The organism is Nocardioides bruguierae (assembly GCF_023656415.1).
GTDB lineage: Bacteria > Actinomycetota > Actinomycetes > Propionibacteriales > Nocardioidaceae > Nocardioides > Nocardioides bruguierae.
This window is the reverse complement of record NZ_JAMOIL010000008.1, coordinates 151,755-165,844: the sequence shown is the minus strand read 5'-3', so window position 1 is coordinate 165,844 and position 14,090 is coordinate 151,755. Positions and strand designations below refer to the sequence as shown.

Annotated in this window: 13 protein-coding genes; 4 read left to right on the top strand and 9 right to left on the bottom strand. The window is 75.3% G+C overall.

Annotation, left to right across the window (positions count from 1 at the left end; translation table 11 throughout):
* Positions 1-28 precede the first annotated feature (28 nt).
* Genes M8330_RS07660 through M8330_RS07640 form a run of 5 tightly spaced genes read right to left on the bottom strand, consistent with a single transcriptional unit; the run spans position 29 to position 4,155 of the window.
* Positions 29-280, bottom strand: coding sequence for a ferredoxin (locus M8330_RS07660; RefSeq protein WP_250826892.1), 252 nt, complete (start codon positions 278-280; stop codon positions 29-31).
* Positions 268-1,656 (bottom strand): NADH-ubiquinone oxidoreductase-F iron-sulfur binding region domain-containing protein, encoded by a 1,389-nt coding sequence (locus tag M8330_RS07655; protein WP_250826841.1) that lies wholly within the window; start codon positions 1,654-1,656, stop codon positions 268-270. Before M8330_RS07655 ends, M8330_RS07660 begins: the two co-directional genes overlap by 13 nt.
* Positions 1,653-2,531: a hypothetical protein gene (locus M8330_RS21915; protein ID WP_284704384.1), complete on the bottom strand. Its 879-nt coding sequence runs from the start codon at positions 2,529-2,531 to the stop codon at positions 1,653-1,655. The genes M8330_RS07655 and M8330_RS21915 overlap by 4 nt, the downstream gene beginning before the upstream one ends.
* Positions 2,528-3,535, bottom strand: a complete 1,008-nt coding sequence (locus M8330_RS07645) for an FAD:protein FMN transferase (RefSeq protein ID WP_250826840.1) — start codon at positions 3,533-3,535, stop codon at positions 2,528-2,530. The genes M8330_RS21915 and M8330_RS07645 overlap by 4 nt, the downstream gene beginning before the upstream one ends.
* Positions 3,532-4,155 carry a hypothetical protein gene (locus M8330_RS07640; protein WP_250826839.1) on the bottom strand — a complete coding sequence of 208 codons (624 nt, stop codon included), beginning with the start codon at positions 4,153-4,155 and terminating at the stop codon, positions 3,532-3,534. The genes M8330_RS07645 and M8330_RS07640 overlap by 4 nt, the downstream gene beginning before the upstream one ends.
* Positions 4,156-4,341: 186 nt before the next feature.
* On the opposite strand from M8330_RS07640, the gene M8330_RS07635 reads away from it, so the two are divergent.
* Positions 4,342-4,941, top strand: coding sequence for a hypothetical protein (locus M8330_RS07635; protein WP_250826838.1), 600 nt, complete (start codon positions 4,342-4,344; stop codon positions 4,939-4,941).
* Positions 4,942-5,178: 237 nt separating this feature from the next.
* Positions 5,179-7,083 carry an ATP-dependent DNA helicase gene (locus M8330_RS07630; protein WP_250826891.1) on the top strand — a complete coding sequence of 635 codons (1,905 nt, stop codon included), beginning with the start codon at positions 5,179-5,181 and terminating at the stop codon, positions 7,081-7,083.
* Positions 7,084-7,185: 102 nt separating this feature from the next.
* Here the strand turns inward: M8330_RS07630 and M8330_RS07625 are convergent, their stop codons facing one another.
* The 3 genes from M8330_RS07625 to lexA form a co-directional block, all read right to left on the bottom strand.
* The gene (locus M8330_RS07625) at positions 7,186-8,517 is read right to left on the bottom strand and encodes an alkaline phosphatase family protein (protein WP_250826837.1); all 1,332 of its coding nucleotides are present in this window, start codon (positions 8,515-8,517) and stop codon (positions 7,186-7,188) included.
* Positions 8,517-10,286, bottom strand: coding sequence for an alkaline phosphatase D family protein (locus tag M8330_RS07620; protein ID WP_250826836.1), 1,770 nt, complete (start codon positions 10,284-10,286; stop codon positions 8,517-8,519). Before M8330_RS07620 ends, M8330_RS07625 begins: the two co-directional genes overlap by 1 nt.
* Positions 10,287-10,613: 327 nt before the next feature.
* On the bottom strand, positions 10,614-11,354 hold the full coding sequence (gene lexA / locus M8330_RS07615) for a transcriptional repressor LexA (RefSeq protein WP_250053044.1): 741 nt from the start codon (positions 11,352-11,354) through the stop codon (positions 10,614-10,616).
* Positions 11,355-11,724: 370 nt separating this feature from the next.
* On the opposite strand from lexA, the gene M8330_RS07610 reads away from it, so the two are divergent.
* On the top strand, positions 11,725-12,078 hold the full coding sequence (locus tag M8330_RS07610; RefSeq protein WP_250053045.1) for a LysM peptidoglycan-binding domain-containing protein: 354 nt from the start codon (positions 11,725-11,727) through the stop codon (positions 12,076-12,078).
* Between the two features lie 147 nt (positions 12,079-12,225).
* Here M8330_RS07610 and M8330_RS07605 read toward each other — a convergent pair whose 3' ends face one another.
* Positions 12,226-12,564, bottom strand: coding sequence for a hypothetical protein (locus tag M8330_RS07605; RefSeq protein ID WP_250826835.1), 339 nt, complete (start codon positions 12,562-12,564; stop codon positions 12,226-12,228).
* Between the two features lie 271 nt (positions 12,565-12,835).
* On the opposite strand from M8330_RS07605, the gene M8330_RS07600 reads away from it, so the two are divergent.
* The gene (locus tag M8330_RS07600) at positions 12,836-13,834 is read left to right on the top strand and encodes an ATP-binding protein (RefSeq protein ID WP_250826834.1); all 999 of its coding nucleotides are present in this window, start codon (positions 12,836-12,838) and stop codon (positions 13,832-13,834) included.
* The last annotated feature ends 256 nt before the right edge of the window (positions 13,835-14,090 follow it).

Below are 14,090 nucleotides of genomic sequence, written 5' to 3'. Positions count from 1 at the left end.
CGGCTGGGCTGAAGGGCTTCAGGCGGGCTCAGCCGGCGGGGGCCTCGACGACCCGCAGCGCGAACCGGGGGCAGGCCCGGGCCGCGGCGCGGGCGTCCCGCACCTGCTCGACCGGCAGCGGGCCGTCCTCGACGACGGGGTAGCCCCAGGGGTCCAGGGAGACGACCTCGGGCAGCAGCTCGTGGCAGAGGCCGGCGGCGTGGCAGGCGTTCCAGTCCACGCGCAGCTGCGACCGGGCGTGCAGCGGGGTGGCCGCGCGCGACCCTCTCAGGAGGCCCATCGCTGCTGCTCCTCCCGGCCGCGCAGGGCGGTGCAGGCGCCCGCGGCGTGGGCGCGGACCTCGTCGGCGAGCGCGTCGAGGGCCGAGGCGACGAGCCTGCCGGTGCCGTCGGGGTGCCGGCAGGCGCCGCGTCCCGGCAGCAGCCCGGCGATTTCCGCGGCCTCCTCGGCCGCGCCGTCGCGGCCCCGGGCGAGGGCGTCGACGGCGTCGGCGAGCGCGGGCAGCCCGTGCACGCAGGGGCCGCAGCGGCCGGCCGACTCGGCGGCCAGGTAGGCCACCACGGTGCGGGTCAGCGACAGGGGGCAGGTGCGGGCGCTCGGCGCGATCAGGACGCCGGCGCCCAGCGCGGCTCCGCGGCGGGCGAGGTCGGCAGGGCTGACCTTGGCGCGCGCGACCTGCGCCGGCGGCAGCCAGGCGCCGTGGAACCCGCCGACCAGCACCGGCAGCGTGTACCCGTCGTGGCCCGGCGGCAGCACGGCGGCCACCGACGTGCCGAACGCGACCTCGCGCACCACCGCGTCGGTGGTGGGGTAGCCCGGCACCGTCGGCTGCACGGTGGTGACCAGGGTCGTCCCGGGCTCCTCGTCGGTGCCGTGCGCCAGCAGCGGCCCGGGGCCGTGCAGCGCCAGCACGCCCAGGTGGGCGAACGTCTCGGCGTTGGAGAGCAGCGTGGGTCGCCCTCGCAGGCCGCGCGCCGCGGCCGGGGCGTCGGCGGTGACGGGGAGGTTCTCGCGCCCGGACAGCAGCTGCAGCACGGCGGTCTCCTGCCCGGCCACGAACCGCGGCGCGGTCACGTGGACGTGCCAGGTGAGCCGCTCGCCGCAGCGGTCGCGGTCGCTGAGGTCGCGGCGGTCGCGACGCTCGGCCAGCGCCGCCTCGACGGCCTCGCGCACGCGCGGCCGCTCGCCTGGCACGACGACGTGCACCTCGTGGGTGCGCAGCGCGTGGGCGGCGGCCGCGGCGCCGTCGAGCACCAGGTGCGGCACGTGCCGCAGCAGCGCGGAGTCCTTGTGGCTGGCCGGCTCGCCCTCGGCGCCGTTCACGACCACCACGGGACGCCGGCGGGCGGCCGTGCCGGGCAGGCCCGGCCGGTCCCGCACGGCCGCGACGCGGCGCAGCTTCTCGGCGAGGGGGAAGCCGGCCCCGCCGCGTCCACGCAGCCGGACCTTCGCGGCCCGGGCCGCGAGGCCGGCGGCGTCGGGGAACGTGGGGTCCGCGGCGTCCAGCGCGCCGTGCCGGGCGCGGTGGGCCAGCAGCGAGGGGCCGTCGCCCACGCCGGCGAGCAGCACCGGGCCGGGCAGCACGACGACGTCCTCGCCCAGCGGCACGCCACGGGCCGCCACGGCCGCGCGGCGCGGGAACGGGGTGGTGCTCATCGGTGGCCCTCCAGGTGGTCGGTGCCCGTGTGGGGGCCGGCGTGGGGACCGGCGTGCGGGCCGGTGCCGTAGACGGCCTCGTGGTCGGCGCGGGTGCCGGCGAGCCCCGCGTGGGTGCCGGCCTGGGTGTCGGCCGTGCTCTCGGGGCCCGCGGGAGCGTGGGCGCGACCGGTGTGCGGGTCGACGACCTGGAAGGTCGGCCGGCCCAGCGGCGGCAGCCCGGCGCGTCGGCCAGGTGCGCTGTCGGCGCTGCCCGCCCGAGCCCGGACCGGCCGTGCCAGCGGCGACCGGCGGGCACGCACGAGCAGGCCGAGGCGCGCGAGCGCGGCGAGGCCCACCAGCAGCACCGAGCCGAGGGTGGCGACCTCGGCCCAGCCCAGCGAGGGCTGGAGGGTCCGCAGCCCGGCGAGGTCGGTGCCGACCAGCACGCCGTGCAGCGTGCCGGCGGCCCAGGCGAGCCAGGCGGTCAGGTGCACCCCGGCCCAGGCGCGGCGACCGAGGCGGGCACGCAGCGCCGTGGTGAGCAGCACCAGCAGCACGAGGTCGGTGGCGAGGGTGCCGAGCGCGACGCCGAGGCGCTGCCAGGAGGCGAGCCCGGGGACGACGACGTCGATCCAGCGCAGCCCGACCCAGTCGTGCAGCACCGAGGTGACGACGTGGCCCGCGAGGACCAGCACGCTGAGCAGCGCGAGGTTGCGGTGCAGGGCGCGGACCACGAACCGGGGCAGTCGCGCGCCGCCGTCCCCACCGGCGGGTCGCCCGCCGCGGGGGTCGCCCACGGTGAGCACGCCGAGGGCGGTGGTGAGGCTGAGCAGCACCACGAGCGTGACGCCGGTGCCGCGCTCGAGGAACCACGTCAGCGGGCCGTCGATCATGCGTGCGGGTCTCCGTCGGGGCTCGGGTCGGTGAGGGGGGTGGTGGGCCAGCCGTTGACGGCGGTGACCCGTCCGTCGTGGTCGACGAGGCGGGCGGCCAGGCCGGTGGCGTGCAGGTGCGCGAGGGCGTCGTGGCCCAGCACCAGCGCCTGCGTGGCGGCGACGTTGGCGAGCACCGTGGTGGGAGCGGCCACGGTGGCGGTGCGCCAGGGGCCGGTCAGGGGCTGCCCGGTGCGGGGGTCGAGCAGGTGATGCCGCTCGGTGCCCGCGGCGCGCCAGCGTCGCTCGAGCACCGAGGACGTGGCGAGCGCACCGGTGGCGTCCACGAGCTGGGTGCGGCCCGCCTCGGCGGCGTCGCCGGGGCGCTCGGCGACCCGGACCGTCCAGGCTCCGGGGCCGTGGGTGCGCAGGTCGCCGCCGGCCGAGACGAGGGCCCGGTGCAGGCCCGCGGCGCGGAACGCGGCCAGGGCGAGGTCGGTGCACCACGCCTTGGCGGTGGCGCCCAGGTCGAGCGCGGTGCCGGCGGGGATGCGCACCGCGTCCTCGCGCAGCGCCACGTCCTCCCACGCGTCGACGGCCGGGGCCGGGGCGGGTGCGTGGGGGAGCGGGGTCAGCTCGCCGCGGCGGCGCACCTGGGTGAGGTCGGCGTCGTAGCCGAGCTCGATCATCGGGCGCCCCAGGAGCGGGTGGACGAGGCCGTCGGTCGCGGCCGCGGCGTCCAGCGCGACCCGCACGGCCGAGACGAGCAGCGGGTCGACCTCGACCCAGTGGCCGGCCGCGGCGTTGACGCGGGAGAGGTCGGAGTCGGGGTCGAAGCGGCTGGCGACGTCGGCGACGTCGGTGAGCACCTGACCCAGCAGCGTGGTGGCGCACTCGATCTCGTCGGGGCGCTCGGTGCGCACCTCGACCGTGGTGCCGAGCGCACGCCACGACGCGGCGGCGCCGGCCATGACCGGGGCGGGCTGCGTGGCCGCGGCGAGCGGGCGCTGGAGGAGCGTGCTCACGACGCGCTCGTCGTCGGCGGGGGCGGCGGTGGGGTCGGGCTGGCCGGCGGTGGCGGGGGTGCGGCCGAGGGTGCCGGGGTGGCGGGGGTGCTGCCGCTCTGGCTCCCGGTCTGGGTCTGGCTCCCGGTCTGGGTGCTGGTCTGGCTCTGGCTCCCGGTCTGTGCGGTGGAGGTCTGGGTGCCTTGGCCGGCCGCGCCGGCGGCCGCCCCGCTCGCCGTCACCTGGGACGGGCCCGCCTCGGCCGCGGCCGTCACGTGCACCGTGGTCGTGCGGGTGGCCGTGGGGCGCTGGCGCAGGACGACGCGGCGCGCCGCCGCGTCCGTGCTCGCCCGTCCGGCACCCGACTCGCCCGTCTCGCCCGGCTCGGCACGGGCGGCGACCGCGGCCTCGTAGGCGGCCAGGTCGCGCTCGTACCGGCGCTGGGCCTGCCGCTGCTCCCGGAGCTGGGCGCGGCTCTGCGTGGTGTCGGCGGAGGTGCTGTCGACCTGCTGCTCGTCGTGCTCGCGGGCGGCGACGCCCGCCGCCGCGGCGGTGCCCACGAGCGCACCGGCCGCCCCCAGCCCGGTGAGGGCGGAGACGAGCAGGCGGAAGCGGTCCCGCGTCGCGGACGAGTAGGTCATGCCGCCTCCATCGGCCCGTGGCGGTCCGGTCCGCGTCCGCGCCGGACAAGTTTGGGTGAAGATGCCCCGGCCGGTCCTCCTCCGGCTGTTCCGGTCGCCCTGTCGGACGATCAGGGGTTCGTGCCTGCCTCCCATCCCACGTCTCGTGCGTCCGCGCCCGCCCGTGCGTGCGCACGCCGGTGGACCGTGCCCGCCTGCGTCGGGCTCACCGCCCTGCTGGCCGGCGGGGGAGCGCTCGCGGCCGTGGCCGCCTTCGGTGCCGCGCGCGGGGAGCCCGACGGCGCGCCCGCGGTGACCCCCGCCGCGGCGACCTCGGGTGTTGCAGCGACCACGACCACGGCGGCCGCCCTCGCGGAACCCGCGACCGTACCGACGGCCGCCCGGCCCACCCGGGTGCTCCGCTGGGCCCCCTGCGTCGCTCCCGCCGTGCTGGAGGAGGGTGTCTGCGTCACCGACGTGACCGTCACCGTCGTGCTCCCCGCACGGCAGGACGAGGCCCCGGACCCCACCTCGCAGCCCGACCTGGCCTGGGCCACCCCCGAGCCCGTCGGGGTGATCGAGGCTGCCGACGCCCGCGAGCCGGACCTGGCGTGGGGGAGCGACCCGACGCCGAGCCCGACGCACAGCCACACGCCTACGGCGTCCGCGAGCCCCTCGGCCTCACCGACGGAGTCTCCGTCCGAGTCCCCGACCGGGACCCCGACCGAGAGCGCCACCACCGAAGGCCCCACTGCTACCCCGACCGAGACCCCCACCGAGCCGGCGTCGGCGACCTCGACGCCCTGAGGCCTCCGGCGCGGCTCCGGCGCGGCTCCGGCCCCGCTCGTCCACAGCCCCGCCGCACCGGTGCCGCGGACGGTCGGTGCCGCGTTCTAGGGTTCTCGGGTGCCTGAGGACCCCGACGAGCAGCAGGCCGAGCAGTCGGCCGAGCAGACCCTCCCGACCACGCGCGACAACGTGGCCGCGCTGCTCTCGCGCGCCGTCGAGCAGCTGGGCGGCTCCGAGCGCGCCGGCCAGGTGGCCATGGCGCAGGCCGTCGGCGAGGCGCTGGTCAACGAGGAGCACCTCGTCGTCCAGGCGGGCACCGGCACCGGCAAGTCGCTGGGCTACCTCGTCCCGAGCCTCCTCCACGACGACCGGGTGGTCGTCGCGACCGCGACCCTCGCGCTCCAGCACCAGCTCGTGGAGCGCGACCTGCCCCGCCTCGTCGAGGCCGTGAAGGACGTCCCGGGCCTCGACACCTCCTACGCCGTGCTCAAGGGCCGCTCGAACTACGCCTGCCTGCACCGGGTGCGTGAGGGCGTGCCGGACGACCAGGGCGCCCTCGTGCAGCTGCCCGAGGGGTCGATGGGCGCCAAGATCCTCGAGCTGCGCGGCTGGGCCGAGAAGCAGGCCGAGGAGGGCGGGACCGGCGAGAAGGACGCCGCCCCCCGGCACACCGACCGTGAGTGGCGCCAGATCTCGGTCAACCACCGCGACTGCCTCGGCGCCACGCGCTGCCCGTTCGGCCAGGAGTGCTTCGCCGAGGTGGCGAAGGAGAAGGCCCAGAAGAGCCACCTCATCGTCACCAACCACTCCCTCCTCGCGATCGACGCGATCGAGGGCGTGCCGATGATCCCCGAGTACGACGCGGTGGTGATCGACGAGGCGCACGAGCTGGTTGCCCGCGTCACCCAGGCGGCCACCGACGAGCTCACCGCCCCCGAGGTCGACCGCGCCGCCAAGCGCGCCCAGCGGTACGTCGAGGGCGACCAGGCCGACGACCTCGCGGACGCCGGAGACGCGCTGCGCGACGCGATCGCCGCCGCGCCGACCGGCCGGTTCGAGGCGCTGCCGGAGCAGATGGCGGACGCGCTCCAGCTGGTCCGCGACGCCGCCCGCGCCTGCGTGAGCGCGTTCCCCAAGGAGCAGAACAGCGACGGCGGGGACGGTGACCCCGGCCGGCAGCAGGCCAAGGGCGGGGTCCAGGAGGTGTTCGCGACCGCCGAGCGGATGGCGGCCGGGTCGGACGCCGACGTCCTCTGGCTCACCGACGGCGGTGACCGCGGCCCGCAGCGGCTGTGCGTGGCGCCGCTCCAGGTCTGGGGCCAGATGCGCGACAAGCTGCTCACCGAGAAGACGGTCGTGTTCACCTCGGCCACGCTCATGCTCGGCGGAGACTTCTCCTCGGTCGCCACGAGCGTCGGCCTCAAGCCCAGCGAGCGCGTGGAGGTCGGCTCGGGCGGCCACGACGTGCCCGACCACGTCCTGCCGTGGCGCGGCCTCGACGTCGGCAGCCCGTTCGACTACGGCCAGCAGGGCATCCTCTACGTCGCCCGGCACCTGCCGCAGCCGGGCCGCGACGGCCTCGGCAAGGCCCAGCTGGACGAGATCGTCGAGCTCATCGACGCCGCCGACGGGCGTGCTCTTGGGCTGTTCTCCTCCCGGCGGGCCGCGGAGACCGCCGCGGAGGAGGTCCGCAAGCGGCTCCCGCACCTGACCACCCTCGCGCAGGGCGACGCCCAGCTGCCCGAGCTGTCGGCGCAGTTCGTGGCCGACCCGCACACCGTCCTGTTCGGCACGCTGAGCCTGTGGCAGGGCCTCGACGTGCCCGGCGACACCTGCCAGCTGGTGCTGATCGACCGCATCCCGTTCCCGCGCCCCGACGACCCGCTGATGTCGGCGCGCCAGAAGGCGGCCGACAACGCCGGCGGCAACGGCTTCATGCAGGTCGCCGCCACCCACGCCGCGCTGCTGATGGCCCAGGGTGCCGGTCGCCTCATCCGCACCACGTCCGACAAGGGCGTCGTCGCCGTCCTCGACCCGCGCCTGGCCACCGCCCGCTACGGCAGCTTCCTCAAGGCCAGCCTCCCGCCGATGTGGACCACCACCGACGGCGGCATCGTCCGCCAGGCCCTCAAGCGGCTCTCCGCGGCCGTCTCCTCCTGACCCGGCCCGACCGCCAATAGTGCGCGACGAAAAGCACCACAGACCCGGCGTCTGGGGTGCTTTTCGTCGCGCACTATTGGGGTGCCGGCACGGAGGTCCGGCTCAGATGCGCGCCCGCCCCTCGTAGACCCGCGACCCGTGCCGCAGGCCGAAGAACGTCGCGACGGTGGGGGCCACGTCCATGGTCGAGGCCTGGGCCGAGCTGACCTGCCCCGACGGCACGACCCCCGCACCGCCGGAGAGGAAGAACGGGATCGGCCGGGTGGCGGGGTGGCCGTGGTTGCCGGGGATCGGGTTGGACCACGGGTCGGGGTCGGAGAAGCGGCGCCCGGCCCGGCAGAACGCCACGACGTCGCCCGCCTCGTCCCCGAGCCGGTAGCGGGCCCGCTCGCGGGCCGGGCTGAAGGCCCGCAGCACGCCGTCGGCCGAGCGGGCGATGGCGAGCATCCGGTCGACCGCCTCGTCCCGCTGGGCGTCGGGGCCGGTCCAGTACAGGAGGTCGGCGCCGCCGTTGTCGGCGATGGCGACCTGGCCGGCCAGCAGGTCGTCGGCCTCCTGGAGCGGGGAGAGGGTGATGTAGTCGGACCCGTCGGACCAGTCCATGGAGTGGTCCGCCAGCACCATCACCAGCGAGCGCTCCCACGTCCCGGCGTCCTTCAGCGCCTGGACGAACCGGCCGACCTGGTGGTCGGTGTCGACCAGGGCGGTGGTGCGCAGCGCCTTGACGGTGCCGCCGGTGACGTCGGCGTGCCCGAAGCGGTCGATGTCGCCGAGGTTGACGAACATCAGGTGCGGGTCGGCCTCGAGCATGTCGAGGGCGGCCTGCATGGTGAAGACGTCGGGCGCGTGCCCGGTGACCGGCAGCGTCGGCGTCGGCTCCCAGCGGTAGGTCGCCCGCTCGCCGAAGACGCCGTAGAGGTACTCCTTGGAGAGCACGGTGCCGGTGGTGAACCCCTGGGCGTTGAGCCGCTCGATGACGGTCGGCACCCGGATGTCGGACTCCTGGTCGAGGTCGCGGACCTCGCCGAGCGCCCGGTCGTAGACGGCGTTCGAGGGCACGCCGGTGCGGTCGGGGCGCACGCCGGTCATCATCATCACGTGGTTCGGGATGGTCTCCATGACCGGCATCGACCGCGCGTTCGGCCACCAGGCGCCGCCCTGGCGCAGCGCCCACAGGTGCGGGGTGAGGGTGCGGGTGATCTCGTCGGGGCGGCACCCGTCGATCACGAGCACGTAGGCGCGGCGCCGCGTGTCGGTCGGGACGACGGCGGAGGCCGGCCGGGACGCCGCGACCGAGATGGCCGCGGCGCCGGCGGCCGCGGTGGCGCCGGTGAGCAGGGTGCGCCGCCCCGTCCGCAGGGCCTGGGCGCCGCGCTCGAAGGGGCGGACGTGCCGGTGGGCCGGGTCCGCGCAGGCCCGGGTCGTGCCGCACATCAGCGGACCTCCTCAGGCGTGCCGGCCAGGGGAGCGGCGGCGCGGGTGACGCGGTTGCTGGAGGCCTCCGTGGTCCACGAGACCGACCAGGTGATCGGGGTGTCGACCTCGGCGCGGTCGCCGATGACGAACCAGTCGCACTGGGCGCGCTCCGGGGTGAGCTCGAGGACGCAGAAGCCGTGGTTGTCGAAGTCGAGGTGCTTCACGTGCGGGTTGTTGGCCAGGATCGCGGCCTCGACCGCCGGGGTGGCCTCCGGAGCGCCGGTGATGTCCTTGAGGTTGCCCGACGTGACCGACGCACAGACGAGCTCGACGCCGACGGACTCGCGGGTCACCGCGTAGTCGCCCGCCTCGACCGGCAGCTCGCACGCCCAGCCGGAGTGGATGTCGCCGGTGAGGAAGAGGACGTCGGTGACCCCCTCGTCCTGGAGGTGGGCGAACACCTCGCGGCGGTCGGCGGTGTAGCCGTCCCACTGGTCGACGTTGTAGGGCTGGCCGTCGTCGGGCAGCAGACCGGTGACGTCGTCGACGGCGCGGGTGACGCGGCTCGGCAGGCCGGCGAACGTGACCGGCGCGATCATCACCGGGTTGCCCACCACCTTCCACTGCGGGGTGCCCGCGTCGTTGGTGAGGCTGTCCTTGAGCCAGGCCATCTGCTGCGCGCCGGTGATCGTGCGGTCCGGGTCGTCGATGGCGGCTCCGTCCGTGAGGCCGGGCTGCTGGGAGCGGTAGGTGCGCAGGTCGAGCATGTTGAGCTGGGCGAGCGTGCCGAACCGGAGCCGGCGGAAGAGCCGGGAGCCGTCGCGCAGGTCGGCCGTGCCCGCCATCCGCACCGGCATCCACTCGTCGTAGGCGCGGTGCGCCCGGGCCCGGCGGGTGGGCCAGTCGCCCTCGGTGTCGGGCTGGTGGTTCTCGGCGCCGTCGTCGTAGGCGTCGTTGGTGGTCTCGTGGTCGTCCCAGGTGACCACCCACGGGTGGCGGGCGTGGGCGCGCTGGAGGTCGCGGTCGGTCTTGTACTGGCCGTGCCGACGGCGGTAGTCGGCAAGACCGACCATCTCGTGGGCGGGCTCGTGGCTGCGGATGTCGACGTCGTCGGGGCCGTAGCCGTACTCGCCGGGCCCGTACTCGTAGAGGTAGTCGCCCAGGTGCAGCACCAGGTCCAGGTCGTCGCGGTCGGCCAGGCCGCGGTAGGCGGCGAAGTAGCCGGCCTGCCAGTTGGCGCAGGACACCATGCCCACGCGCAGGCTGGCCAGGGCGGCGTCGTGGGACGGGGCGGTGCGGGTGCGGCCGGTCCGGGAGGTCTGCCCCAGGGCGGTGAAGCGGTAGTAGTAGGTGGTGGCCGGAGCCAGACCGGTGACGTCGATCTTGACCGTGTGGTCGCGGCCGCGGCCGGTGGTGAACCGGCCGCGGCGCACGACCCGGGTGAAGGCGCGGTCGGCGGCCACCTGCCAGCCGACCGTGGTGCGCGGACCGATCCCGGAGCCGGGCGAGGCCTCCCTCGTCGGGGTCACGCGGGTCCAGAGGACGACGGCGTCGGGCAGCGGGTCGCCCGAGGCGACGCCGTGCCGGAAGACGCGGTGCCCGGCCCGGCGCGCCGCTGCCTCGTCGGCGTCCTGCGTCTGGTGGGTGCTGGTGGCCGCGGTGGCCGGGCCGGTGCCCGTGGACGCGGTGAGAGCGCTCGCGGTGAGGCCCGTGGCAGCGGCGCCCGAGAGCACCGTGCGGCGCGAGGGTCGGGCCGGCTGGGACTGGTCGTCAGCGGAAGTGGTCACGACTCTCGAACGACGCACCCAGCCGGACGTGACGCCAGGTCCCGCGATGCCACCGTCCGTTCACGGGGACGTCACCGCTGGGACCGAGGTTTGAGATCGTTCCGGTCGTCGAGGTGCCAGGCCGTCCACGGCCCCACCGGTCGTCGAGGTGCGAGGCCGTCTACGGCCCCACCGGTCGTCGAGGTGCGAGGCCGTCCACGGCCGAGCCACGAGACGCCCGCACCCGACGCCGACGCCCGCACCCGCCGACCCCAGACAGCACGACGCCGGCGGAGCCACCCCTGCCAGAGGGGTCGCGCCGCCGGCGTCCCGGGTCGTGCGTGTGCGTCAGAGGCGGCGCAGCACCGCGCTGACGACGCCGAGGATCGAGGCGTGCGTGCCGTCGATCGGCTCGTAGGCCTCGTTGTGGGGGAGGAGCCAGACCTGGCCGTTCTTGCGTGAGAGCGTCTTGACCGTGGCCTCGCCGTCGATCATCGCGGCCACGATCTGCCCGTTCTCGGCGGTGTTGGCCTGGCGGATCACGACGTAGTCGCCGTCGCAGATGGCGGCGTCGATCATCGAGTCGCCGCGCACCTCCAGGAGGAAGAGCTGGCCGTCGCCCACGAGCTGCTTGGGCAGCGGGAAGACCTCCTCCACCTGCTCCTCGGCGAGGATCGGCGCGCCGGCGGCGATCCGGCCGAGCATCGGCACGTAGGTCGCGGTCGGCATGGAGTCGCCGACGTCGGTCTCGTCGAAGTCCGACTCGTCGGCCGAGGAGATGGCCCGCGGCCTGGCGTTCTCCTGCGGCAGGAAGATCTCCATGGCGCGGGGGCGGTGCGGGTCGCGCTTGATGAAGCCCTTCTCCTCCAGCACCTTCAGCTGGTGGGCCACGCTCGAGGTGCTGGTGAGCCCGACGGCGTCACCGATCTCGCGCATGCTCGGCGGGAAGCCCCGGGCCTCGACCGCCTTCTTGATCGTCGCGAGCACCTTGAGCTGGCGCTGGGTCAGCCCCGCGGTCGACGTGGGACGGTCCGGCAGCTCGGTGACCTTGCCGCGGCGTCCGCCGGCCTTGCCTGTCTCGTCGGCCATCTGCTGCCTTCCTCTGGCGTGGTTCCCGCTGGATGTGGGTCAACCGTAGTGCCTGGGAACGCCTGACCTCAAACGTCTGTTCGAACGGCGTGTCGTCCACCGTTCCGGGTGAGTGTGCAGGTGGTCGCGACTCAATCGAACGCGACTCCGTCGAAAATTCGTTCGGTCGGGCCCTTGCGGTCGTTCGAACACCTGATCTACCTTCGTACCTGTGTTCGATCGAACGCACGATCGAGCGGGATGCCGGCAGCGCCGGTCCGGCGGGGCGAGAGCTCGGTCGGGGCCGGCTGTCGGAGGTCGCGAGTAGACCTATCTCCCGCAAGGACGAGCACCCACCGACACACCACTCCGACTTCCCCAGGAGACACCCATGAGCACCATGACGATCCACCCGCAGCTGGCCCGCACCGCTCCCGTCCGGTCCGCCCGGCCCGGCGAGCTCAGGCTCACCCGCCGCGGCCGCGTGGTGGTCGTGCTGCTCGGTCTGGCCCTGGCCGGCCTGGTCGCCGTGATCGGCGCGTCGATGGCCGCCGGCACCGACAGCGCCGTGCAGACCCACGACATCGTTGTCGGCACGGGCGACACGCTCTGGGGCATCTCCGGCGAGATCGCCGAGGAGACGGGCTCCGACCTGCGCTCCACCATGACCCTCATCTCCGAGCTCAACGACCTGGACGGCGGCATGCTCGTCGCCGGTCAGACGCTCGAGGTCCCGGTCGGCTGAGCCGACCGCCACAGACGTCGCCGGTCGCTTCGACCCCGGCCGGCGACACCGGGGAACGCCGAGGGGCGGGCCGCGTCACTCACCCGACGCTGCCCGCCCCTCTGCTCTTTCCTGTCTGCTCGTTCCTCGGCTCACCGTGCCGAGGCGCTACTTCTTCCGCCTGCCCCCGGGCTTCGTGTGGTGCACAGGGTTCGGCACGGGGTTCGGAGCCGGGTTCGGCGCCGGGTCGGGGGAGTCCGTCGGCGGCACCTCGTACGGGTTCTCCAGAGGAGCGTCGTCCGCCCGGGGAGGAGCCTCCTCGCCCGTGCTGGACAGCGTCCGCACGATCCGGGCCAGCAGCATCAGCCCGATGAACAGGCAGGCGACCGCGCCGACGCACGCGAGCAGGAAGAAGGCGAGCACGCCCTGATCCCCGTCCCGCAGGCCGCGGCCGAAGTCGATCGCGGCCCACACCAGGTAGCCCCAGGCACCGACCGCCGCGGTCATGCCGATGGCTGGGAGCGCCAGTCGACGTGCGGTGCCGGACGACGCGCCCGGCTGCCGAGGCCCACGCGCCGGGCGGGGCGGCTTGGGCTGCTTCGGCGCGGGGGCGGCCCGACGCGCGCCGCCGTGTCGCCCGCCTCGTCCGGTACCTCCCTCTGCCACGCCCACAGTGTGACGGACGGGGCCAGAGTGTCGCCGACGCCGCACCCGTCCCGGACCAGAAAGGGTGACGAGGAAGCGTGCACAGGTGTCGGACACGCGTTAGTTTGCTGTCGTGCCGGAGGTCGACTGGGAGGCGTCGCCGCGTGGGACCGCAGGTCCGCGCGCCCCGTTGGGACGCCTCTCGCAGCTCGACGAGGCCCTCGCGGCCGCCGAGCACGTCGACGACGTGGCCCGCGCGATGGTCCGCGACCTCGGTGCGCTCCCGGGCGTGCGACGGGTCGGCTTCGGGCTGACCGAGGGCGGTGGGCGCCGCATCCGGTTCCTGCCCCAGGACGCGCTGCCGCCCGACGGCGAGCCGCTGCCCTGGTGCCACATCGACGCCTTCGAGGACGTGCCGATCACCGCCGTCGTCCGCTCCGGGGAGCCGCTCCTGGCCCGGCTGGCCGACGTGCGCCGCAGCTTCGAGCACCTGGTCGAGCGCGAGCTGGCCGCCGGCTCCACGTCCCTGGCGGCGCTGCCGCTGCCCGGCACCGGGTCGCCCATCGGCGCCGTGGTGCTGTTCTTCGAGGCCGACGTCGAGTTCTCCACCCGCTACCGGGCCCTGCTGGACGCGGTGGCGCTGACCGCCTCCGACGCGGTGCAGCGCATCCGCGCCGGGCTCGCCCGCGAGCAGGCCGTCGAGCTGGCCGAGGCGGAGGAGGAGTCCGACTCCGAGGCACTGCGCGCCGCGGTGTCGCTGCCCGAGACGGCGAAGGCCCCCGGGGTGGCCCGCAGCTTCCTGCGCGAGGAGCTGGACCGCTGGGGCCTGGACGACGAGGTGGTCGAGAGCGCGCTGCTCTGCGTCTCCGAGGTCGTCACCAACGCGGTCAACCATGCCCACTCGCGCTCGCTGCTGCGGGTCAGCCTCCTGGACGGCGTCCTCACCGTGCTGGTGCGCGACCGGGGCGGCTCAGGCGAGGTGCAGCCTCCCGACCCCGACGAGGTCGACGACCCGCTGGCCGTCTGGGGTCGCGGGCTGATGCTGGTCGAGGCCATCGCCGACCGGTGGGGCTCCGAGCGCGACGCCGCCGGCACCACCGTCTGGTTCTCCCTGGACGCCGCCGCCTCCTGAGCGGACACCGCCGGGCGGATACACCGGGGCCGCCGGAAACGGCGTGGTGCGTCGTCCACACCCCTGGTTCCCCACCCCCCAGGGGTGGTGGGAGGCGTTCTTCACACCCCCACATGTGGTGATTGAGCCCCGGATCAGGCCCCACCCCGATGGGCGTTCTTCCGTCGCGACCTGCGCATTCGAAATCAGTCGTGCGGGTTCACAGGATCAGGTTGCGGGCGTGGTGGTGCGGAACTAGGCTTCCCACAACATCTAG